We start from the raw sequence: 18098 nt of genomic DNA, 5'->3' as shown, positions 1-18098 counted from the left end.
CCTGCTTCTCCACCTTCTCCTTGGCCTCGATGAAGGCCTTCAGCAGGTTGGAGGGAAGGAAGGCAAGCTCCCTGCGCAGGTGCTGGAGCAGGGTGTTAGGCCGGGGGTTCTGGGTGCCGTGGATGCGGAGGACCAGGGGGAAGCGGTGAAGGGGGCGAGAAGCTCAGGAACCCGGGAAGCGCCTCCGTTGGAGAAGGAGCCGGGAAGGCCTCCGGGCCTGGCCTCCATGCCCTCCCAGCGCGTGAGGAGGAACTGGTGGGCCCTGACGGCCCCCAGGCGGGTGAGGGTGGCGAGGTGGACCCCGTGGAGCTTCCAGCGGTGGGCCGCGGCTTCCGCCAGCCTCAGGGCTTCCCGGAAGGTCTCCCAGAATTGGGGGTCTCCCTCGTCCGCGTACTCTATGGAGCCTATGAGTTCGCCCTCCGCATCCTCGTCCAGGATGCGGTCCCACCAGTCCTTCACGACCCCGCTCCAATGCTCAGGGGGGTCGTAGAGGAACACGTCAAAGTTCTCCTCACCGTACCGCTCGGCGTAGTTATCCCCCTGGACAAAGCACATGATGGCTTCACGGGCCTCCTTCCCTCCCACGATCTTCCCTTCGGATTCGTAGGGGACACGCCGTAGGAGGAGATAGGCCGTCCCGTCATCAATCCTCCTCAAAAGCTCTTCCAGCCTAGCCGTCATCCTCATCACTCCCCCTCCCCTCCCCCCACTCCCTCAGGCAGTTTCCTTCCCGGGCTTCAAGGTACGGGCTACGCCCGTGACCCAGGGCACTGGCCTGCCTGCTTCCCGCCAGGCGTCCAGGTCCCCTTCCTCCGGCAGGAGGGCGGCGATGGCATCCAGGGCCTCCTGGTACTCTCCTTCAAAGGGGATCGCCTCCGCCTCCAGCAGGCGGTGCAGGAGGACCAGCCGCTGCAGGGCTTCCGTAGGGGCTACCCCCACTACTGCCTCGATGTCCTCGTCGTGGTAGCCCGTCTTCCAGCTCCAGTCGCAGAGGATCCTGGCCGCCTCCGCCTCAAGCTCCAGCCGGCTCATGTCTTCCACGTTTGAACCTGCTAGTCGTGATCCACAGAGAGGGAGGTGGAGGGGTCCCGGAGGGCCTGGTACACGGCGTGGAAGAAGGCCGCTTTTTCCATGGCTCTGCCCTCCTTTGCGCTTCCTGCTCAACAGAGAGAGCGTAATGGTTTCCTCCTCCCTCTGCCTCACTATGCCACAGGTACCCGACAGGTTCTGTCGGGTTAACCCTCCTGCTCAAACCCCCTTTCCAGTTCCCTCAGCCTTTCCCTCAGCTCCACCAACCTCTCCACGATCCGGCGGTAGCGGGCAAGCCGTTCCCGAAACTCCCCGGCCCGGGTGAATCCCTCCGGGGGCTGCCACCCCTTGCCCAGGTACTTCCACCGCCATTTGCCGTCTTTCTTCACCCGGAGATACGGGTAAGGACCATGCGGGCAGCGCTTGCATCTATCCTTCCCGCATTTCACCTTGCGCCAGTGCACCGGCACGGGGACCATGGCTTCAAGCGCTTTGCGCTCCTCGGCCATGCGGGCCTCGAGGTGGTGGATCTCCTGGATGAGGACCTCGAGGCGGCGGGGGAGGGTGAGGTAGAGGTGGTCGAAGTGGTCCATCTTAGCTACAAGGTATCACTTTTGGTAGGACTATGGCTTTCCTGGAAAACGACCCAGGTTAGAAAGCCCATCCTGGCCCTTTGAGGTTCGCCCTCTTCCCTGATTACCCTCGAGGTTCCAGGACAAAAAGGACCTGGCGCTCCCTTCCCCGGCCCACCACCTCGTACCAGACCGTGCCCTCGTCCACCCGCATCTCCCTTCCCAGGCGCACCATCCGTCCCTCCCAGGGCACGAAGGGAGAAGGCCGGTCCGACAGGCCCCGGAAAAGGGGCTCACCCAGAAAGGCAAGCCGCTTCTCAATCCTTTCCAGCTCCATGGATCACCCCCATGAGGTCCTCCCGCACCAGGTAGCGAAACCGCCTCGGGTGGGAAGGATCGTACACCTGCTCCTCAATCCGCTCCACCTCCTTGCCGGGGAACATGGCCAGGTAGCGTTGGAGGTCCTCTGCCTCCCGGCCCTCCCGGCTGTCAAAGCTGAAGACTCCACCCCTGAACCGCACCACAATCCGCACCAGCCGCTCCATTCCACCTCCGGAAAAAGCCAGAGGGTGGGGGGTTTCCCCACCCTCTAGCCTCGGGAACGGTTCCCTATATGCCTTTGGCGTTGCTCGGATGGATTGTCCCTTCCTTCATCCAGCGCCTGAAGTCCTCCAGGGCACCAAAGCGCCCCAGCAGGGTCTGAAGCGCGCCCGGCGCCGGGTCGTGCCACTGGGGATACAACAGCTTTACAGGGTCTCCCCATACCACCTCGGAGATGGGAGCCCACGACACAATGGCACTGCGGCTCCACTCAAGCCACGTGATGGGGCCGTGGACGCCGAGGGGCGTCAGGAACCTTTCCTTGACCAGGGAGGCCACCTGCTCGATGGCGTTGATCACGCTGGGTCCCTGGTGGTTGCCCTGGTCCCGCAGGATCACCAGGGCCTCTCCCGTTGGCAGAGCGTAAATGTCCACATCACAAAGGCCGGGGTTCAAGTGCCCCGGGTACGACAGCTCCCGGACAGCGATCACGAGTTTCTCAATCCTCACCCTTCCACCTCCTCCTCATCCGCTTCCGTCTCATCGGCCTTTTCAACCCAAACCCACCTGTCCCGGGCAAAGCCCCGGTTCCCCAGGGTGGCCTCCACCTCCTCGAGGGTCAGGGAGGCTTCCCTGGGGCCGATGGCGTTGAGGATCCACCCGCCCCTGGGGTGCTTCAGGACGGCGAAAACCAACACCCTATCCCCCACCCGGTCCACGCCCACCTCCTCGAGGCGGTACCGGCCTGGGGCGATGGCCCCCACGTGCTCCACGCACCTGGTCAGGGCCGCCTGCCAGTCGGGGTACTCCCCGAGGGTGGGGAGCATTGCGCCCCCGCGGTGAATCAACACGGCCTTCCACATGCTTCTCCTCCTTAATCCTCCGTTTTCCAGTTTACGTGGTTTCCTCCACCTCCAAGACAAGGTAGCGGTAACCCCCCGCCAGATACCGGCCCCCGGGGTAGGGGTACTCTTCCGCTCCGGGGTATAGGCGGCGATACCCCCTGGCCAGCCGTTCCGCCTCGGCCAAGGCCTCCTCCTGAGAAGGAAAGAGGAGGGTGGTGCGCATCTCGTGGGGCTCGAGGTTGTCTGGGTCCGCTGGGCCGGGGAGGTACCAACGGGCTCGGATGTGTAATCGGTACATGCTTTCCCCCTTTATTCGCGAAAGTTTTATTTCGCGAGGGAAACCAGACCCGGCCCCTACCCCAGGAGGTAGGACGGCCAGGCCCACTTTCCTGGGAAGGGGGGGATAGTCCCCCCCCCTCTCCCCTACTTCCGACTCAGCTCGTCAATGAGGCGGCTGGCCTCGCTGGCCGTGAGGCCCACCAGCTTCTCCTCCGGGTAGCCCAGCTTCCGCAGGAAGCGGATCTGGGCTTCGCTGGCAGGCTTCGGCCCATTCCCCTGGGGTTTTGGGGCCTTGCCGAACAGGGCCGCCTTGGCCGCCTGGCGATCGAAGTTCCCGCGCTCGTCCAGGTCCACCCAGACCTTCTCCATCTCGTAGAGGTGGCGGCCCACCCCGAACTTCACCGCCGCCCGCTTCAGGGCATCGGAGAAGGCGGCCTTCAGGGTATCCCCCTCCCCCACGTCCTCCTTGGTGATGCCCAGGATGGTCAGGCGGCACTTCACCTCCACCAGGCGCTCGTCCCCATTCCGCCCCTGGAAGGTGCGGTCGGCCAGGACCTCGTACTCGTCCGCCCAACCGTCCGGCCCCAGCACTTCATCCAGGCGGTTCATCACCGCCCGGGCGTCCACATAGGCCACCACCTGGCCCTTGCGCCCGTCCTTGGACACCGCCTGGATCTTCACGTCGATGACCTCCTCCGGGAAAGGTGCCCGGAGGGCCTCAAAGACCTGCTTGATCTCGCCCATCGTGCCCCTCCTTTCGCCTCTGACCACGGGGCCTTTAGGCCCCCCGGTCTGCCCTGTAGCTAAGACGCTCTGCTACCACCTGATCCGCCACCCTGCACGCCCTCTCGGGAGGCAGGTTCTGCTGCCTCGCCTCCCTGTAAGCCTTGACCCACCGGGCCAGCATTGCCGTATCCTGTTCGGAACGGGCCAGCATCTGGCCGTACACATCGTGTGCCTGATACCTGACCATGTCCCCTCCTACGCCCTCACCTTCTTGCCAAGGCGGATGCGCCTGACCCGACGCTCCTGCCGCCGGACCAGGAAGACCTCCGCTATCTCGGAAGGGGAGAGGCCTTCTCCCCTTTCCTTCCTGCGCGCCGCTAAGGCTGCTGCCGCCAACGCACCTCTCAAGCTCATCCTTCCCTCCTAGGCAATGGCCTGGGTGCCGGTATACACCCCGCCCCCCAAGCTGCGTCCCTCGCCCTCCAACCACGCCTGCAAGGCCGCCGCCACCAGGTGCTTGCAGGGCCGGGTCTTGCCTTGCGTCCAGGCAGGGCAGGTGCAGGTTTCCCGCCCCAGGTCCACCAGGTACAGGCCCTTGCCCTCCTGGCTCTCCACCACAAAGATGTCGGGAAGGCCCTGCACCGGGTGAACCCGCCCTTCCCGCACCAGAGCCTTGGCCTTCTCCAACCGGGTCAGGAAGCTGGCCATCCTGTCCTTAAACGCCATGGGCTACCTCCTTTCGCCTGTATCCGTGGGGCCGCAAGGCCCCCAAGGTCTTGTAGCTAAGCCTCAGAGGAAGAGCCTGCGGAGCTCCTCCGCTGTATTGTCCTCGAGGTCCCTCTTCCGCCTGGCCACCAGGCTGTAGAGAGCCTGCCGCACCCGGCGCACCTCTTCCAGGTAGGCCTTGAGAAGCTCCAACTCCGCAAGGTGTGGGCTTTGCCCCATCTGCTCGTAGGTGCGCAACAGGTCCTGGGCCTCGAGGGCAAGGAGCCGGCCCTCGCTGGCCAACTCTGCCAGAACCTCATGGACCTCAGAGCCCTTCTTCTTCATCCCAAACCTCCTCATCGGCAACCCAAAGGCGGTTCATTTGGGGTAGGGGCCCCAAAGCGGACCCCGTTAAGGTCCAGCCGGGCCAGCAATCCCCCAGGCCCCACCAGGTGGAGCTCCATCGTCCACCTCCTCTTTCATCTCTTCCCGTGGGGCCGCCAGGCCCCCCTAGCCCAGCGGCCCCAGAGCGTTCATGCGGCCTGCGCTTTGCCCACCTCCACCTGCCCTAGGATGGCTTCCACCGCCCGGTACAGCCGGGGAAGGACTTCCCTGAGAAGGTCCTGGGCTTCCCTTCCCGCCCAGCTCAGGATGTAGTCCCTGGCCCCCACCATCTCCAGGCCCAGCCTGGTGCCCACCGCATAGGCCACCGCCTCAGCCTCGAGCTCCTTCACCCCACGGGGAAGCCCCCTGCCCGCTTCGTCAAAGTGCAGCAGAGCGTGCGCCCATTCGTGAAGCAGGGTGGCCGCCTTCTCTCCTGGGGGCAGGTCCCGGTTCACCCGGATCACCTGCCCATCCGTGTCCCCGTGCCGCTCACCCAGGGAGGCTTCCACCACACGGAAAGGGCAGGCCTCCAACAGCCTGGGGAAGAGGTCTTCCGACCCCCTGTTCATGGGGGGCTCCGGGAGGGGCTGACCCTCCGTCTGGGAGATGTCGAAGACCACGGCGGTGCGGAAGCCCACCACCTGCTCCACCTCCACCTCCTTCCCCTCCTCGTCCACCTCCACTACCCTCCTGACCACGGGGGCCAGGATGCGGATCCCCTTCTCCCCCTTCCGCACCCTCCTCCCCAGCTCGTTCCAGGTCCTTAAGCCCGCCACCAGGGTGGCCTCCGGCTTCTGAAGCCAGATAAGGAGAGTGTTGCGGAAGGAATACCGGTGGAACCGGCCCATGGCCTTCAGGTAGTCCAGGAAGGCCTCCGTGTGCCCCTGAGCCAGCTCATGGGCCAGGCGGGTCAGGGTGTCGTGCACGTGCTTCAAAAGGGCGTTCCCGTCCTTCATTTGCGTTCCTCCTGGGGCTGATCTCAGCCCACCACTCGTACCACCTCGCCCCGCCGAACAGCGGCCAGCTTCACCTCTTCCACCCGGTCCGGGCCAAGCAGGAGGAAGGCGTGGAGTTCCAGCTCGTCCTCGTCATAGATCACGGCCACCTCCCCGGGGGAAACCACCAGGCTCAGGTCCGCTGCTAGATGGCGGGCGGTGTAGCCCAAGGGCACCTCGAGGGTCCCGTGGATGTACCGCCCCACCTTCAGGCGTCCGTACCGCTCAAGGAGCGCATCCACCCTTTCCCCTTCGGGCAGGGCAACCACCCGGAGAGGCGTTATAAGGTGCAGCCTTTGCATCCCTTACCTCCTTTTCCCATACGGGCCCAGGCCAGGGCCAACAGGGCCAGGCCCAGGAAGAGATAGCCCACCCCCTTGGTGGGGGCACCGCATGCCTCGGAAAGGACGAGGGGAAGCGGCTCGCACGACCTGCCTCCCACCAAAAGGGCAAGCCCGATCGCTAGAAGCAACCCCGGCAGCAGCTTGATCATCTGCCCACCTCCTTCGCCCTTCCCCGGGGGGCCGATAGGCCCCCCAGGTCTACCCTGGCCCTAGACCCCGGCGGGGAAGGGAGAGCACTGGCTATAGCTCCACGGCTCCCCTTTCCCAGAGAAGCCGGGCCACCTCCTCGTTCTCCAGGGTGTCGGTAAGGTCCTGGAGTTCTTTCCTCTTCACCGTGGTGAGAGCCTCCACCTCCAGCCAGTCGTCCCCGGAAAGGACCACCACCACGGCGTCCTCGTCCTCTTCGGGGCCTCCTTGCATGAGCGACAGGATGTCGTGAATCATAGCATCCACCCCATCGGGTTCGTCAGGGGAACCGTAGTCCAGGGCCCGGAGAAGGGCCTCGGCCAGGAAGCTGTCGGGAACCTTCAGGGCCTTTCCCTTAGTGAGGATTATCGCCATCTCCTACCTCCCTCAGAGAATCCTTTCCACCAGGTCCCCTAAGCGAGGGACCGCCCGAAAGCACCCAAAGACCTCCAGGTATTCCGCCTCCCCCACCATCACGAAGATGGCGGGATAGGTCTCCTCGAGGTCTGACTTACCAATGCTCTCCAGTACGCCAAGGACGTCCTGGGAGTCCGTCAGCAATAGGTACTCTTCGCCCAGCTCCTGAACCGTCATCTCAACCTCCCCAAACTTCACGGGGGCAGGGGTACCCCCGCCCCCCCGGTCTTCCCGTCCTAAAAGGGCAGTGGCCCGTCGAAGGGCTCCAGCAACCCCAGCACCCCCTTGGGCTTCCTTTCCTTGCGCACCTTTGGCGGCGGCTCCCGCCCCGTGCCCAGGCAGTGGGGGCACTCGATCCAGTAGAAGTCCGGCGGCTCCTCCCAGACCCTGATGGGGGGCCGGCCATCAAGGGTGTCCCAGAAGCCTCCCTCTCCTCCACAGACGGAGCACCTCATAGGTACCTCCTTTCACCCCTCCCCGTGGGGCCGGAAGGCCCCCTAGGCCTCAACCTCCCTTTTGAGAATCACCCCCAGCCCAAAGGGGCTCACCACCAAAAGCCCCTCCCGGTCGGGGGCCACCTTGGCCACCACCTTCGTGGCTTCCTCCAGGAGAAGGGCGTAGGTGTCGGGCCCGAAGGATCCGGCGATGCCCACCACCCTGCCCTGGCGGAAGGAAACCCCGAAGGCTCCGCTTCCTCTTGCAAAGCTGACCAGGATCTCCGCGCTTCCCATGGTTCCCTCGGAAAGGGAAGGGCGGGATAACCCCGCCCCTCTCCCTACTTGCCCTGGGCCACCACGCCCTGCGCCCGAAGGTCCTTCAGCTTTTCCCGAAGCTGCCGCCTTAGGGCCTCGAGGTCGGGGGACAACCCATAGCCCCAGTCCGCCTCGTCCTTAAGCAGCTCCAAGAGCTCTGCCGCCTGCTTGGCCGTGAGGGTAAGGTTCAGGGTGATGTTGCCCTGCATGCTCCACCTCCTTTCACCCCTCCCCGTGGGGCCGATAGGCCCCCCTGTCGGGAAGTCCTAGCCCTCCGTGCTCTTCCTGGGGCGGGCGCGGTTCATTTGGGGTAGGGGCCCCAAAGCGGATCCCGAACTCTCCAAGATACGGGCTAGGCCCGTGACCAAGAATCACCACCAGGCGGGAACGCTTTTCCCCTTCCCTGGAGAGGTAGCTCTCCACGTGTAGCCGGCCCTCGAGGTAGACCAGGGCCCCCTTCTGCGGCTCCATCTCCGCTATGGCCTCGGCCATTTCGTTGAAGGCCAGGAGTTCCAGAAAGAGGGGTTCGTCCGCCTCTCCCCTACCCCGCACCACCAGGGAGGTTTTCCAAATCGCTACTCCTTTGTCCGTGTAGAGAAACTCCGGTGCCCGAGAAAGAAAGCCTTTGCCAGTTAAGCGCATCCGCCACCTCCTTTCGGTTGTCATCGCGGGGACGTTAGGCCCCCCAGTCCGGGGTCATGCGAAGCATGCCTTGGGGGAGGTTGGGGTGAGCGGTGAGGATGTCTTAGGTACACATGTACCTAAGACATCCCGGCCCCAGGGCAGTCTCGGCAGCGCTCATCCCCCCTACAATGGACGCCACAAAGTGGTGCCCGCACAGGGGTGTGAACGCCACAAAGTTGTGCCCGCATAGGGGGGCGAACACTACCAAGTTGTGCTCGGCTAGGGGGGTGAGCACAACAAAGTGGTGCCCGCACAAGGGGGTGGGCACTACAAAGTGGTGCTCGGCTAGGGGGGTGAACACAACAAAGTTGTGCTCGCCTGGGGGGGGTGAGCACAACAAAAGCGGGTGAGTTTAGGGAAAGGGGGGAGGTGAATGGCAACATTTGCGGGTGAACATGCCAGGTCCCAGGGGTGGCCCATTGGGGGTGGGGACCTCGAGGGGACCACCTCTGGGGCACGGTCCGCTTTGGGGCCCCTTCCCCGGGCAAGCAAAGCAGATACCCCAGAAGGATAAGGCGGTCCTCCTGGGGTGAAAAGGTTGCCTACCTAGTGAATGGAGGTCTTCAGAACGACCTCACCCGAGGAACCACGGTAGGCCATGGCCCTGGGCCGCCCTTTTGCTACCTCCTGGAGGCGGTGGCGCAACCGGCGCAAGATGGCGATCTCGTCCAACAGGTGGAGCTTGTTCCAAGTGGGTACGTAGGGCATGAACTTCAGCAGCTTGGCCCTCATTTCTGGAACGCCCCACTCCCCTTGTGCTGCAAGCTCTTGCGCCTGAGTGAGGGCCATCATGGCGGTCAGGATACGCTCGTTGAAGGCTGTGAACTGCCACGCATCCCCCATGCGCACCGCCACCACTTCACGTTTCTCGGGATCCACCAGGGCGTCAATGGACCCCAACGCCTCCGAGAACTGCTTTTCCTTGGCAGGGAGGCGATCTGCCAAGGCCGGAAGCTCCTTGAGGTTTCCATCCCATCCAAGGAGCCGGAGCCCTTCATTCAGCTCTTCCCCGAGGACATCAAGGCGGAAGTGGGGGTTATCTTCCCTCTCCAGGGCCTCCTCCCAGAGGGAGGGGGCCTCTTCCACCTCACCGGTGGCCAGGAAGTTTTCCACCCACTTCTTGGCCTCCTGGACCCTCCTATCCGGATAGGCCCAGTACTCGTCCTTTGGGGGCAGATCGTGTGGGTGGACGGTGTATGCCACCCCTTCAGGGCTGGTCCAGCTCCAGCTCTTGGTGGGCCTGCGGTCCTCCCGCTTGGCAGGGTCCTGCCACACCTTGGTGGCAGGTTGGGAGGGCGCAAGACGCTCTTGGAGGCGCTTGAGGGCAACCCTGACTGCGGCCACAAAGTGGGGAGGGATGTCCTTGGTATCCACCAGGACAAAGCCCTCCTTGGCTGCCGCCGCCAGTTCACGCTTCACGCCATCGTCCTCCTTCCAGAGCGCCCGTAGAGACTCAAGGGCCTCCTCCACAGACTTCCCTGCTGGCCTACCTGCTGCCCAAAAAAGACCCCTAACGCTGACCTTCATGTTGTACCTCCACCCTTATGTTACCCGTTTTCCTAGATTTAGGCAATCTAGAAAGAACAACCCCCAGAAGGAAAAGGTTGTCCTTCCGGGGGGGGTTAGTAGGTTGCTGAACCTTAGGCCACCTTCACCTGCGCCCTGGCCATAGCGGCCTTGAGGGCCTCCTCGAGGCGGGTCAGGTCGTCCTCCTCCAGGTCCTCTCCCTCCAGGAAGCGGTCTAAGAGTTGGACTTCCTCTTGCCCAAGGTGCTCCTTGAGGCGATACTTCTCAATCGCCTGCTCCAGAGCCTCGAAGGCGGCGAGGTCGTCCTCCTCCTCTTGGGCGATCATCTCCCGGTAAGGGGTTCCCTCCTCTGTGGTGTCGTCGAGGCTCAGAATAGCCTCTGCCTCGGCAACGGCCAAAGCTTCCTCCACCACCTCAGGGGGGATCCCGAGCTCTTGGGCGATTTCCTCAGGACGGGGTTCCCGCCCGAGGTTCGCCTGGAGCCTGGCCACCGCCCTATTAATGGCGGCAGCCAGCCGGGAGGAGCGGTACCCGGTTCCCCGGTTGCTGTAAAACCACTCCCTAACGCCCCGGTCTGCCTCAACGTCAACCCAGAAGGAGAGCCACTTGCTCTTGGGGAGCACCCTCTCCCCCGCCCGCCAGGCCGTGAGGGTCTTATGGATGTGGAGGGCGACCTCCTGAATGAGGTCCAGGGCCTCATCGCCAAGCAGGTGGGCCTTTTCCAGGCCCTTCTGCATGGCGACGGCGTAGTAGTGGCCCATCAGCGCCTCAAAGTCTCCGGTGGTGAACGCCCTCATGACCTCTTCCCTCGTGGCCAACGGACGGGCCGCCTCTGCCATCAGCCTGAGCGTGTCCTTCATGTTGTACCTCCACCCGCATAGTACTACTACTTGATGCGGGGAGGCAAGAGGCGTACAATATCAGTGCTGGCCTAGGCTGCCTGAGCCTGGCCTGATGTTGTACCTCCACCGAGTAGGCTCCCGGGTTTCCTGGGAGCCGAAAGGTTTTAATGGCCCTTCCTAAGGTGCTCCACCTCTGCTCTCAACTGGCGCACCTCCTCCAGCAGAGCCCACTGGGGATCCTGCTTACGGCGGGCAAGCTCAGCGTTTCCCTTGACCACTAGCAGGACCAGGAAAAGGGTCAGCCCTACCAGAATCACGCCCACCCAGGGCATGGTGTGCCACAGGTAGAACCAATACCCCACTCCTAGAAGCCCCAGGGAGGCTGGGTGCCTCGCTACGTCAACAAGCGCTCCTCGGGCAAGGAGTGCGTTCAGATGGCGGATTTTCCCATTGATCTTCATGGCTCCCTTACCTCCATTCTAAAACAAGTACCCCAGAAGGATAAGGCGGTCCTTCTGGGGAGGTGAAAAGGGCTGGAAGGCTACTCGATCACATGGACCGGCTCGAAGCCTGCCCACGTGGCAGCAGCCAGGATCTGCCCCAAGGTAACCCCATGCACCTTGAGGGCAGGCAAGGTCCAGCTAGTGTCGCGCTCTGCGCGACACTCACCGGGTACCGCTTTAGCCAGAGCCTTAGCAAAAGCCTCCACCTGCTGCTCCTCCTTGAAGATCAGCACCTTCCTTTCCATGGTACTCTCATACTACCAACCTACGCCTTGGCTTGCAACCTGTGCTCAGTGTGGTACGCTAGAGGCATGCTCCCCGAAACCTTCCGTGAGTACGCAAAGTCCAAGGGCCTGGGCCGGGAGTACCTGGAGAACCTGGCGGGCTTCTTCCTGGTGGTGGCCAAGGAAAACGGGGAGGAGGAAGAGGTGAGCCTTTTGCTGGGGGAGGACCCCGCCCTGGGTCCGTACCTGGACGTGGACCTCAGGCGGGCACCCAAGACCCACGCTTGGCTCAGCGCCTTCCGTGAAGCAGCCCAGGAGGGGGCCACCGTGGTGGTCCAAAAACGGGCCGTGAGGGCCGTGGTGGTCCCTGCGAAGAAGGGACAGGCCTGATATACTGGTATTGGAAGGCTACGCCTTCTTTTCCATGGCACCCCGGGGCAAAAGCTCCGGGGTTTTGATGCTCCTAGCTGGCATGCCCTAACCATCCCAGGACCACCAGGGCTCCGCCAAGCGGCACCATCAGCTAAGAAGAGCTCAGTGCCTGGAGCACCTTCCTCAGCTCTTCTCTGTGTTGCGGAGGCACCACGTTGAGGGCCTCCCGGTTCGCGTCCGCCTCGAAGGGGTAAGTGCTGGCCACCAGAGCGTACCCCAACAGGACGCTCCCCCCACCCAAGGAACTGGGAGCCAAGGCAAACCCAAGCACCAGGAAGCCAAATCCTGCTGTTAAGGCCCCGTTAGCGCTTCGCACCCACGCTTCCTCCCCGCGCCACTGGAGAGCATGCCCCACCTCGTGGGCGGCTATTGCCAGATGGTAGACACTGCGCCCTCGCATCACAGGGGAGGTGAGGCGCACCACCCGGTCCGCGTAGGAGACGCCGTTCCGCCACCCCCTCTCTACCCTAAACCCACTCATGTGCAGACGAAGAACCCGTTCAGCAAAGACTTCGGCTTCCTCTTCCGCGAGGATAGGGCGGAACCGGAAGTACACCCACACGCGCCATAAAGTGTGGGCCAGCAGCAGCGCTATCCCAACGAGGGTTAACCCCATACTCTGTCGGCGGAAATGCTTACCTCCAAAGCATAGCCTTCAGGAGGGCCGCAAACCCGTATAGGAGGACTGGTCGGTCCATCCCCTGGAAGGTGGTTCCACCCGGACCGGGCTGAGTGGTCCGGTCCACAACCCATGCCCCCAGGGGGACCAGCAGGCCAGGCGGTCCGTATACCGCCCAACCGGTCAAGGCCTGACCCAGCACCCTGGTCCACCCAGTCCGCTGGGCCAGAACCACGCCCAACGGGGCCAACCACAGCCCCTTGAAGAGGAGACCGGATAGCAGGAACACCAGGACCGCAGCCACCGTCCACCATCCTCGCTTCTGCCAGAGGGAAACCGCTCCCTGGCCCGCCCAGAGGGCTAAGGGAAGGTTTCCCCCCGTCATACCCAGGCCCATCCACCCCAAGGTGGAGAAAAGGGCTTCCTTCCAGCCCAAGCGCCGGCCCCACAGGGTACCCGTGGCCAGACCGCCATAAGGCCCCTCGAGGACCCCCGCCACCACCCCCAGGACCTCAGGCGGTAGCCCTTTCCCGCTTGCGATAGACGCCGCCATTCGCCTCCACAAGGCCAAGGTCCACCAACCGCTTCAACCGGCGGATCACGGTGGACTTGGGTAGGGCAAGCTCCCGGGCCAAGGCACTGGGTCCCTTTGGACTGGCCAGGGCCTCCAAAAGGACCTGGTCCACTTCCTGGTCCACCTGCTGGTCCACCTCCTGGTCCACCTGGCCCCCATCCTTGACCACCTCGCGGTCCACCGAGGACCAGTCCAGCCGGTCCGCTTTGGGACCTCCTACCCCAAGCTGGTCCGGGGCGGTCCGGCGGACCTCAGGGACCTGGGAAAGCCCCAGGCTCATGGAAGTGAAGTTCCCCCAAAAGACCACTGCCGCACCCACCAGGCTTCCCCATAGTGCCCAGCCTGAGCCCAATACCACCGAGGCAAAGGAAAGGTAGAAGGTGGCTACCTCCACGGCGAAGGCGATGAAGGGGGAGGCCTTCACCCCTGGGGAGTCAAAGCGGGCGTAGTAGTGCCGTAGGTGGGCGTAGCTGGCGGCCAGGGCTATCGCATACACCCCCACCCCCACCCAGGCCAGGAATGGGACCCTGTCTGAGGCTTCCCCCACCACCTTTCCTGTGATGAAGCCCACCACAGGCATAGCGGAGGCGGCGATGGCGGCCTGCAGATAGAGGCCCACCCTCATCCCGCCCTCCTGAACCGGAACCACAGGCGTCTAACCAGGACCAGCATGCCCAGGGCCAGGAGGGTGAGGCCTGCGCCCATGCCCATGCCCACCTTCAGCCCCTGGTCCGCCCCCACGGCCCAGGCTGCGTAGATGACCTGAGCAGGGACCTGGTGTTCCCCCACCTGGACAAATCCTTGGATGTCAGACCGAAACATACTTCTGGGCACCACAAACACCACATCTCCTGCCCGCATGGTGAGGGTGTCCTTTACTCCTTCCATGTCTTCCCTCCCAAAAGGCCGAAGAGGCCCTTGCCACGCCCCTTGGCGTCGAGGGTTCGGCGGAAGGCCTCCGTGATCCGCCTAGCCCATTCCTCCAGGGCCTTGAGGCGGGGCTCCACCTCGCCTCGCCACAGGTCCGTGGCCAGATGGATCCGCTCCTCCACCTCGGCCAAAATCTCGGCCTTGAGGGTGCGTAGGGCGCTTTCGCTCACCTTGGCGCTCTCGGGCTGAGCGAAAAGCTCCTTCCGTAGCTGGGCCATGCCCTCCACCACCTCCTTCACCGCCTGCTGGTGGGATTTCAGGCCTTCCAGGCCCTCCTTAAGGGTCGTCAGCTCTGCCCGGAAGCGAAGAATGCTGCTCTTCAGGCCTCCGTACCGGGTGGCCTCCCGGTTAAGCCGGCCCTCGAGGGTGTCTAGCCTTCTGGCCAGCTCCTCCACCTGGGCTGTTAGCCGGCCAATGTGGATGTACAGATCTCCGCTGCGGCGCTCTTCTAACTCGTTCCCGAGGGGAGCCGTGGGCACCAGATCCGCCAGGCTCAGGATCTCCTCCGCCCGCCTTCTGGAGGCGTAAAGCCTCTCCTCAGCGGCCTTGACCTGCTCAAACGCCCAGCGCCGGCCCTTAGCGGGGTCGTATAGCAAAATGGCTTTTTCCAGGCGCTCCCGGTAGCGCTCCGGTTCCCTGGATGGGTCCTCGCCGAAGACCACACGGTAGGCCTGCTGCCAGCGGTTCTGCTGCGCTCTGTCTCGGGTGGCGGTGGGGCGGCCTTCGTCCACCACCCCTTTTGCCATCGCTTCCTCCTCGCCCTTGGCCTCCACCCCCGCCTCTTGCTTACTCAAAGATGACTCGGGCAAAGCAACCTCCGGGGGGTTGCCTTCCCCGGGTTCTTGTACATCTGTGGCTTCCAGGCCCAGGGCTTCCAGGGCCTCCCGGTAGTCCGCCGCCAGGTGCTCCTCCACCAGCACCCGAGCGGTTTGCAGCAGGGGCTCATCCAGGGGCGTTGGCCAGCGGCCCGTCAGCTCCTGGAAGGTTTCCTTTGCCCTTCGGGTCGGCTCCACGTGTTGAGCCTTCGCGATTATCTCCGCGGCCAGCTCGGGTTCAAACGCCGCCAGGCGACCGGATATGCTTTGCCAAATCTGCTCCTGCACCATGGTCTTACCCCCGCATGCCCCACAAGGCCAGGTAAACCCCCACCAGGGCGGGGAAAAGGGTGATAAGGAAGCCCCAACCTTCGTCCTCCTGCCTCAGGAAGCCATCCGCGGCCAGCACCAGGGCCAAGTAGGCCAAGGCGGCGTAGACCCCTCCCAGGTAGAGGACCATCCCCCCCGCCATGCCCAGGACAGCCCCGCCGTACAGGACACCCACCCGGCCTCGAAAGAGGTAGCGCAAAAGGGGGGAGAAGACAAAGAGGGTGGTGGCCCCGTTCTGGCCCAGAAGCTCCACCAAGAAATAGGCCCCCAGGAGGGCCACCACCGCCAGGCCCACCACAGGGGCTATTTCCCGCATGCTGGTCATGGCAGCACTACCCTCCTATCCCCATCCACCAGCTCCACCACCCCTTGTGTGGTCCGGCTACCCGCCAGGCGGAAGAGGACCATGCGGCCTGTGGGCACAGACAGGGTAGCCACGCCATTCACCACCATGGCCCTATCGGCTAGGCGGTAGCCGTCATACCCAGCTGGAGGTGGGTCCCCGTAGAGAGGCACTCCTTCCTGGTCCTCTGGGCGAAGCCAGACCTCCCCGTAGGCGGTGGTGTCCGCGGTGAAGCCTGGGGCTGTGAGCTCCACCTGCACCCGCTTCCGGGCCATGGGCACGCTCCGGCTCTCCCCAGCCTTGGCGCTGACCTGCCCTTCCTGGAAGACGAAGCCATCCCGGTACGCCTGCACCAGGACGGTCCGGTAGCTGCCATCGGACGGGGTGAGGGTCAGGGTAAAGGGAGGGGTGCAGGTCCGTGCTGCTTCCACCTGGCCCACGAGGGCCACCACACAGGAAACCCCGCTGGCAAGCCCCTCTGGGGTGAGGCGGATAGGAGCATACTGGGGCTCGGCTACCCGGATGCGCATGCCGTCCGTGGGGGTATTCACCATCACCCGGGCCTCCCCTGTGTCATCCCTTACCCGTATCGCTGCCCTGGGGGCCGTAGGGAGGCTCAGGGTGTTCCTGCTCTCCTTCACCACCAGGACCATGCCTTCCAGCCCGCCCGGTGGTGGATCAGGGTAGGTGGTGATCCCAAAGGCCCAGGCGCCGTCCACATACGCCTCGTACACAGCCCTCGAGGACGCCCATGGGACCTCCACCTCCACGCTCACCCGTTTACGCTCCACCTCCACCCGGGACGTGGTACCCGGGGCCAGCCTCACCTGCCCCGAGTACTCCTGGACGCGCAGTCCCTGCCAATCCACCTGCACCTCCACAGGCAGCTCCCCCGAAAGCCCGGTAAAGCGGAAGGTGGACCCGTCGCAACGGCTTTGGGCCTGCCCCGCCACCTTCACGGTGATGCAGGCCCCTTGCGGGGCTCCGACTACCTCCAGCTTGGCGGGCCCGGAAAACTCTCGCTGAAGCTCGGTGCACCCGGCCAGAAGGACCAGGGTCACGGGCAAAGCCCGTACCGTGGGGCCTTTAGAAGCGAACCTCATAGCCCACCTCTACCCTGCCGTAGAAGCCGGTGGCGGTGGTGAACCGGAAGCGGTCCACATGGGAGGCCACGCCATAGCCCGCAAGCCCATCCCGATACCCGGCGGCCACGGAGATGCGGTAAGGGGACAGACCAAACTTGGCCCTGCCCTCCACCTGGAAAGCGGCATCCCGCCCAATGTCCTCGTGGGGCACGGCGTAAGCCACATACGCCTCTGCTGGCCCGTAGGCCACCGTGCCAAACAGGGCCGAAAGGGGCGTATCCGCCCCGCCAAACCCCCAGTAGCGGGCATAGCCCAGGGTGAGGTTCACAGGCCCCACGGGAAGCCCAGCCTGGGCCTCCAGGAAGGCGCGGCCCAGCTCACCCTCCACCAAGCCGGCTCCCGCCGCCAGCCGGGCATACACACCAGGCAGGAGGCCTCCTTGGCGCTCGTGCTCCACATAGGTGGTGGCGAAGTAATACCTGCCCTCAGCAGCTCCCACCTCTCCCAGAAGGCGGATGCCCTGGAAGAGGCCGTACCGGGCCACCGCCTCCCGCCTGCCTGCCAGGTCCCGGTAAGCCAGGCTAAAGCCCTCGCCCTGGAAGGAGGCCTCCACCCGGTCGGTTCCCAAACGCACCTGCGCCGTGCCGTAGGTCAGAGCCAGCCCGCCAAAGGGGCCCCCCTCCCCCGTGCCCACATACACCTCCCCCTGGGGTCGGGCCTGCACCGCCTTCTCTAGCTGGGAGGTACGTTCCTCCACGGCGTACAGGCGCTTGCCCACCACCTGGGCGTCCTTCAGCCGGGCATCCTCGGCGCTACGGAGCTCAGCTGTCAGGTCCGCCAGGGCCTTTTCCACCATCTGCAACCGCCCTTCCAAGGCATTCAGCCGGGATAGCTGCTCCTTATAGGCGGCGTCCGCCCGAGCCAAGGCCTCCTGCAGGGCCTTTTGCCTATCCGTCAGGGCAGCCACCTGGCCTGCCGCATCCATGGCGGCGGAAAGGGCCGCCTGGACCTCCCCCAGATCCGCCTCCAGGGTGGAAAGCCGTACCCCAAACTCCTCCAGGGCCTGCTGGATCTCCCCCGTGGCTTCCCTGAGGGAGGCCAGCTCGGAGAGGGCCTCGGCGATCCGCTCCGGGGTGAGGTTGGCCTCCTCGAGGGTCCTCCGCACCCGGCTCAGGACCTCCTCGGTCCAGGTCAGGTACGCCCGGTACAGCATGACGGCAGCCTGGTAGCGGTTCACCGCCTGGGTGCCCTTAAAGGTGCCGTCGGGGTAGCCTGTGAGGATGCCCTTCTCCAGAAGGTGCCTAACTGCCCTCTCCGCCCAGTGCCCCGCGGGCACATCCGCCATCTGCGCCTGGGCCACAAGAAAGCCGAAACCAGCCGCCAACAGGTACTTGGGAAGGTGCGCCATATCGGCAA

The 18098-nt window shown here is 64.4% G+C and carries 32 protein-coding genes; 1 reads left to right on the top strand and 31 read right to left on the bottom strand.

The window, feature by feature from the left end; genetic code table 11:
* Positions 1–39: 39 nt before the first annotated feature.
* The 24 genes from MI302_RS00420 to MI302_RS00305 all read right to left on the bottom strand — a co-directional run bounded on the left by MI302_RS00420 (position 40) and on the right by MI302_RS00305 (position 11575).
* Positions 40–681 carry a hypothetical protein gene (locus MI302_RS00420; protein WP_239725190.1) on the bottom strand — a complete coding sequence of 214 codons (642 nt, stop codon included), beginning with the start codon at positions 679–681 and terminating at the stop codon, positions 40–42.
* 33 nt (positions 682–714) lie between these two features.
* Entirely contained in the window at positions 715–1032 is a 318-nt protein-coding gene (locus tag MI302_RS00415; RefSeq protein ID WP_239725189.1) for a hypothetical protein, read from the bottom strand.
* A 203-nt stretch (positions 1033–1235) separates the two neighbouring features.
* Entirely contained in the window at positions 1236–1622 is a 387-nt protein-coding gene (locus MI302_RS00410) for a DUF6788 family protein (RefSeq protein ID WP_239725188.1), read from the bottom strand.
* A 103-nt stretch (positions 1623–1725) separates the two neighbouring features.
* A complete protein-coding gene (locus tag MI302_RS00405; protein ID WP_239725187.1) occupies positions 1726–1938 on the bottom strand; it encodes a hypothetical protein in 213 nt (70 codons plus the stop codon).
* On the bottom strand, positions 1919–2146 hold the full coding sequence (locus tag MI302_RS00400) for a hypothetical protein (RefSeq protein ID WP_239725186.1): 228 nt from the start codon (positions 2144–2146) through the stop codon (positions 1919–1921). Before MI302_RS00400 ends, MI302_RS00405 begins: the two co-directional genes overlap by 20 nt.
* Before the next feature lie 64 nt (positions 2147–2210).
* Positions 2211–2651, bottom strand: a complete 441-nt coding sequence (locus MI302_RS00395) for a hypothetical protein (RefSeq protein WP_239725185.1) — start codon at positions 2649–2651, stop codon at positions 2211–2213.
* Positions 2648–3004: a hypothetical protein gene (locus tag MI302_RS00390; RefSeq protein WP_239725184.1), complete on the bottom strand. Its 357-nt coding sequence runs from the start codon at positions 3002–3004 to the stop codon at positions 2648–2650. The genes MI302_RS00395 and MI302_RS00390 overlap by 4 nt, the downstream gene beginning before the upstream one ends.
* Positions 3005–3035: 31 nt before the next feature.
* Complete coding sequence (locus MI302_RS00385; RefSeq protein ID WP_239725183.1) at positions 3036–3284, bottom strand: hypothetical protein; 249 nt, start codon at positions 3282–3284, stop codon at positions 3036–3038.
* A gap of 125 nt (positions 3285–3409) precedes the next feature.
* Entirely contained in the window at positions 3410–4009 is a 600-nt protein-coding gene (locus MI302_RS00380; protein WP_370687316.1) for a Rad52/Rad22 family DNA repair protein, read from the bottom strand.
* A gap of 237 nt (positions 4010–4246) precedes the next feature.
* Positions 4247–4405 carry a hypothetical protein gene (locus MI302_RS00375; RefSeq protein ID WP_239725182.1) on the bottom strand — a complete coding sequence of 53 codons (159 nt, stop codon included), beginning with the start codon at positions 4403–4405 and terminating at the stop codon, positions 4247–4249.
* Between the two features lie 9 nt (positions 4406–4414).
* Positions 4415–4717, bottom strand: a complete 303-nt coding sequence (locus tag MI302_RS00370) for an SWIM zinc finger family protein (protein ID WP_239725181.1) — start codon at positions 4715–4717, stop codon at positions 4415–4417.
* Between the two features lie 63 nt (positions 4718–4780).
* The gene (locus MI302_RS00365; RefSeq protein ID WP_239725180.1) at positions 4781–5041 is read right to left on the bottom strand and encodes a hypothetical protein; all 261 of its coding nucleotides are present in this window, start codon (positions 5039–5041) and stop codon (positions 4781–4783) included.
* 188 nt (positions 5042–5229) lie between these two features.
* Positions 5230–6036, bottom strand: a complete 807-nt coding sequence (locus tag MI302_RS00360; RefSeq protein WP_239725179.1) for an ArdC-like ssDNA-binding domain-containing protein — start codon at positions 6034–6036, stop codon at positions 5230–5232.
* A gap of 23 nt (positions 6037–6059) precedes the next feature.
* Entirely contained in the window at positions 6060–6377 is a 318-nt protein-coding gene (locus MI302_RS00355) for a hypothetical protein (RefSeq protein WP_239725178.1), read from the bottom strand.
* Positions 6356–6568 (bottom strand): hypothetical protein, encoded by a 213-nt coding sequence (locus MI302_RS00350; protein ID WP_239725177.1) that lies wholly within the window; start codon positions 6566–6568, stop codon positions 6356–6358. Before MI302_RS00350 ends, MI302_RS00355 begins: the two co-directional genes overlap by 22 nt.
* Positions 6569–6659: 91 nt before the next feature.
* On the bottom strand, positions 6660–6980 hold the full coding sequence (locus tag MI302_RS00345; RefSeq protein ID WP_239725176.1) for a hypothetical protein: 321 nt from the start codon (positions 6978–6980) through the stop codon (positions 6660–6662).
* Between the two features lie 12 nt (positions 6981–6992).
* Positions 6993–7199, bottom strand: a complete 207-nt coding sequence (locus MI302_RS00340; protein ID WP_239725175.1) for a hypothetical protein — start codon at positions 7197–7199, stop codon at positions 6993–6995.
* Positions 7200–7519: 320 nt separating this feature from the next.
* On the bottom strand, positions 7520–7753 hold the full coding sequence (locus MI302_RS00335; RefSeq protein WP_239725174.1) for a hypothetical protein: 234 nt from the start codon (positions 7751–7753) through the stop codon (positions 7520–7522).
* 44 nt (positions 7754–7797) lie between these two features.
* Positions 7798–7983, bottom strand: coding sequence for a hypothetical protein (locus MI302_RS00330; protein ID WP_239725173.1), 186 nt, complete (start codon positions 7981–7983; stop codon positions 7798–7800).
* A 13-nt stretch (positions 7984–7996) separates the two neighbouring features.
* The gene (locus MI302_RS00325; protein WP_239725172.1) at positions 7997–8416 is read right to left on the bottom strand and encodes a single-stranded DNA-binding protein; all 420 of its coding nucleotides are present in this window, start codon (positions 8414–8416) and stop codon (positions 7997–7999) included.
* A gap of 588 nt (positions 8417–9004) precedes the next feature.
* Entirely contained in the window at positions 9005–9877 is an 873-nt protein-coding gene (locus MI302_RS00320; RefSeq protein ID WP_239725171.1) for a hypothetical protein, read from the bottom strand.
* A 221-nt stretch (positions 9878–10098) separates the two neighbouring features.
* Positions 10099–10845 (bottom strand): sigma-70 domain-containing protein, encoded by a 747-nt coding sequence (locus MI302_RS00315; RefSeq protein WP_239725170.1) that lies wholly within the window; start codon positions 10843–10845, stop codon positions 10099–10101.
* Between the two features lie 146 nt (positions 10846–10991).
* Positions 10992–11159: a hypothetical protein gene (locus MI302_RS00310; protein ID WP_239725169.1), complete on the bottom strand. Its 168-nt coding sequence runs from the start codon at positions 11157–11159 to the stop codon at positions 10992–10994.
* A 209-nt stretch (positions 11160–11368) separates the two neighbouring features.
* Entirely contained in the window at positions 11369–11575 is a 207-nt protein-coding gene (locus tag MI302_RS00305) for a hypothetical protein (RefSeq protein WP_239725234.1), read from the bottom strand.
* A 66-nt stretch (positions 11576–11641) separates the two neighbouring features.
* Between MI302_RS00305 and MI302_RS00300 the strand changes: the two genes are divergently transcribed.
* Complete coding sequence (locus MI302_RS00300) at positions 11642–11944, top strand: hypothetical protein (protein WP_239725233.1); 303 nt, start codon at positions 11642–11644, stop codon at positions 11942–11944.
* Between the two features lie 133 nt (positions 11945–12077).
* On the opposite strand, the gene MI302_RS00295 is transcribed toward MI302_RS00300, so the two are convergent.
* The 7 genes from MI302_RS00295 to MI302_RS00265 form a co-directional block, all read right to left on the bottom strand.
* Entirely contained in the window at positions 12078–12548 is a 471-nt protein-coding gene (locus tag MI302_RS00295) for a zinc metallopeptidase (protein WP_239725232.1), read from the bottom strand.
* 569 nt (positions 12549–13117) lie between these two features.
* Positions 13118–13804: a helix-turn-helix domain-containing protein gene (locus MI302_RS00290; protein ID WP_239725231.1), complete on the bottom strand. Its 687-nt coding sequence runs from the start codon at positions 13802–13804 to the stop codon at positions 13118–13120.
* Positions 13801–14001: a hypothetical protein gene (locus MI302_RS00285; RefSeq protein WP_239725230.1), complete on the bottom strand. Its 201-nt coding sequence runs from the start codon at positions 13999–14001 to the stop codon at positions 13801–13803. Before MI302_RS00285 ends, MI302_RS00290 begins: the two co-directional genes overlap by 4 nt.
* A 53-nt stretch (positions 14002–14054) precedes the next feature.
* Positions 14055–15215, bottom strand: coding sequence for a hypothetical protein (locus MI302_RS00280; RefSeq protein WP_239725229.1), 1161 nt, complete (start codon positions 15213–15215; stop codon positions 14055–14057).
* Between the two features lie 4 nt (positions 15216–15219).
* Entirely contained in the window at positions 15220–15570 is a 351-nt protein-coding gene (locus tag MI302_RS00275) for a hypothetical protein (RefSeq protein ID WP_239725228.1), read from the bottom strand.
* Between the two features lie 5 nt (positions 15571–15575).
* The gene (locus MI302_RS00270; RefSeq protein ID WP_239725227.1) at positions 15576–16700 is read right to left on the bottom strand and encodes a hypothetical protein; all 1125 of its coding nucleotides are present in this window, start codon (positions 16698–16700) and stop codon (positions 15576–15578) included.
* Positions 16684–18090, bottom strand: a complete 1407-nt coding sequence (locus MI302_RS00265; protein WP_239725226.1) for an S-layer homology domain-containing protein — start codon at positions 18088–18090, stop codon at positions 16684–16686. The genes MI302_RS00270 and MI302_RS00265 overlap by 17 nt, the downstream gene beginning before the upstream one ends.
* Between the last annotated feature and the right edge of the window lie 8 nt (positions 18091–18098).

This window comes from Thermus sp. NEB1569 (genome assembly GCF_022385295.1).
Taxonomy (GTDB): domain Bacteria; phylum Deinococcota; class Deinococci; order Deinococcales; family Thermaceae; genus Thermus; species Thermus scotoductus.
The sequence above is the reverse complement of the archived record's forward strand: the minus strand, read 5'-3'. Positions and strand labels throughout refer to the sequence as shown.

Bases quoted from the DNA above. Each gene is read 5' to 3' on its own strand.
- MI302_RS00420 (WP_239725190.1), bottom strand. From the start codon at position 681: ATGACGGCTAGGCTGGAAGAGCTTTTGAGGAGGATTGATGACGGGACG.
- MI302_RS00415 (WP_239725189.1), bottom strand. From the start codon at position 1,032: ATGAGCCGGCTGGAGCTTGAGGCGGAGGCGGCCAGGATCCTCTGCGAC.
- MI302_RS00410 (WP_239725188.1), bottom strand. From the start codon at position 1,622: ATGGACCACTTCGACCACCTCTACCTCACCCTCCCCCGCCGCCTCGAG.
- MI302_RS00405 (WP_239725187.1), bottom strand. From the start codon at position 1,938: ATGGAGCTGGAAAGGATTGAGAAGCGGCTTGCCTTTCTGGGTGAGCCC.
- MI302_RS00400 (WP_239725186.1), bottom strand. From the start codon at position 2,146: ATGGAGCGGCTGGTGCGGATTGTGGTGCGGTTCAGGGGTGGAGTCTTC.
- MI302_RS00390 (WP_239725184.1), bottom strand. From the start codon at position 3,004: ATGTGGAAGGCCGTGTTGATTCACCGCGGGGGCGCAATGCTCCCCACC.
- MI302_RS00385 (WP_239725183.1), bottom strand. From the start codon at position 3,284: ATGTACCGATTACACATCCGAGCCCGTTGGTACCTCCCCGGCCCAGCG.
- MI302_RS00380 (WP_370687316.1), bottom strand. From the start codon at position 4,009: ATGGGCGAGATCAAGCAGGTCTTTGAGGCCCTCCGGGCACCTTTCCCG.
- MI302_RS00375 (WP_239725182.1), bottom strand. From the start codon at position 4,405: ATGAGCTTGAGAGGTGCGTTGGCGGCAGCAGCCTTAGCGGCGCGCAGG.
- MI302_RS00370 (WP_239725181.1), bottom strand. From the start codon at position 4,717: ATGGCGTTTAAGGACAGGATGGCCAGCTTCCTGACCCGGTTGGAGAAG.
- MI302_RS00365 (WP_239725180.1), bottom strand. From the start codon at position 5,041: ATGAAGAAGAAGGGCTCTGAGGTCCATGAGGTTCTGGCAGAGTTGGCC.
- MI302_RS00360 (WP_239725179.1), bottom strand. From the start codon at position 6,036: ATGAAGGACGGGAACGCCCTTTTGAAGCACGTGCACGACACCCTGACC.
- MI302_RS00355 (WP_239725178.1), bottom strand. From the start codon at position 6,377: ATGCAAAGGCTGCACCTTATAACGCCTCTCCGGGTGGTTGCCCTGCCC.
- MI302_RS00350 (WP_239725177.1), bottom strand. From the start codon at position 6,568: ATGATCAAGCTGCTGCCGGGGTTGCTTCTAGCGATCGGGCTTGCCCTT.
- MI302_RS00345 (WP_239725176.1), bottom strand. From the start codon at position 6,980: ATGGCGATAATCCTCACTAAGGGAAAGGCCCTGAAGGTTCCCGACAGC.
- MI302_RS00340 (WP_239725175.1), bottom strand. From the start codon at position 7,199: ATGACGGTTCAGGAGCTGGGCGAAGAGTACCTATTGCTGACGGACTCC.
- MI302_RS00335 (WP_239725174.1), bottom strand. From the start codon at position 7,753: ATGGGAAGCGCGGAGATCCTGGTCAGCTTTGCAAGAGGAAGCGGAGCC.
- MI302_RS00330 (WP_239725173.1), bottom strand. From the start codon at position 7,983: ATGCAGGGCAACATCACCCTGAACCTTACCCTCACGGCCAAGCAGGCG.
- MI302_RS00325 (WP_239725172.1), bottom strand. From the start codon at position 8,416: ATGCGCTTAACTGGCAAAGGCTTTCTTTCTCGGGCACCGGAGTTTCTC.
- MI302_RS00315 (WP_239725170.1), bottom strand. From the start codon at position 10,845: ATGAAGGACACGCTCAGGCTGATGGCAGAGGCGGCCCGTCCGTTGGCC.
- MI302_RS00310 (WP_239725169.1), bottom strand. From the start codon at position 11,159: ATGCCCTGGGTGGGCGTGATTCTGGTAGGGCTGACCCTTTTCCTGGTC.
- MI302_RS00305 (WP_239725234.1), bottom strand. From the start codon at position 11,575: ATGGAAAGGAAGGTGCTGATCTTCAAGGAGGAGCAGCAGGTGGAGGCT.
- MI302_RS00300 (WP_239725233.1), top strand. From the start codon at position 11,642: ATGCTCCCCGAAACCTTCCGTGAGTACGCAAAGTCCAAGGGCCTGGGC.
- MI302_RS00290 (WP_239725231.1), bottom strand. From the start codon at position 13,804: ATGAGGGTGGGCCTCTATCTGCAGGCCGCCATCGCCGCCTCCGCTATG.
- MI302_RS00285 (WP_239725230.1), bottom strand. From the start codon at position 14,001: ATGTTTCGGTCTGACATCCAAGGATTTGTCCAGGTGGGGGAACACCAG.
- MI302_RS00280 (WP_239725229.1), bottom strand. From the start codon at position 15,215: ATGGTGCAGGAGCAGATTTGGCAAAGCATATCCGGTCGCCTGGCGGCG.
- MI302_RS00275 (WP_239725228.1), bottom strand. From the start codon at position 15,570: ATGCGGGAAATAGCCCCTGTGGTGGGCCTGGCGGTGGTGGCCCTCCTG.
- MI302_RS00270 (WP_239725227.1), bottom strand. From the start codon at position 16,700: ATGAGGTTCGCTTCTAAAGGCCCCACGGTACGGGCTTTGCCCGTGACC.
- MI302_RS00265 (WP_239725226.1), bottom strand. From the start codon at position 18,090: ATGGCGCACCTTCCCAAGTACCTGTTGGCGGCTGGTTTCGGCTTTCTT.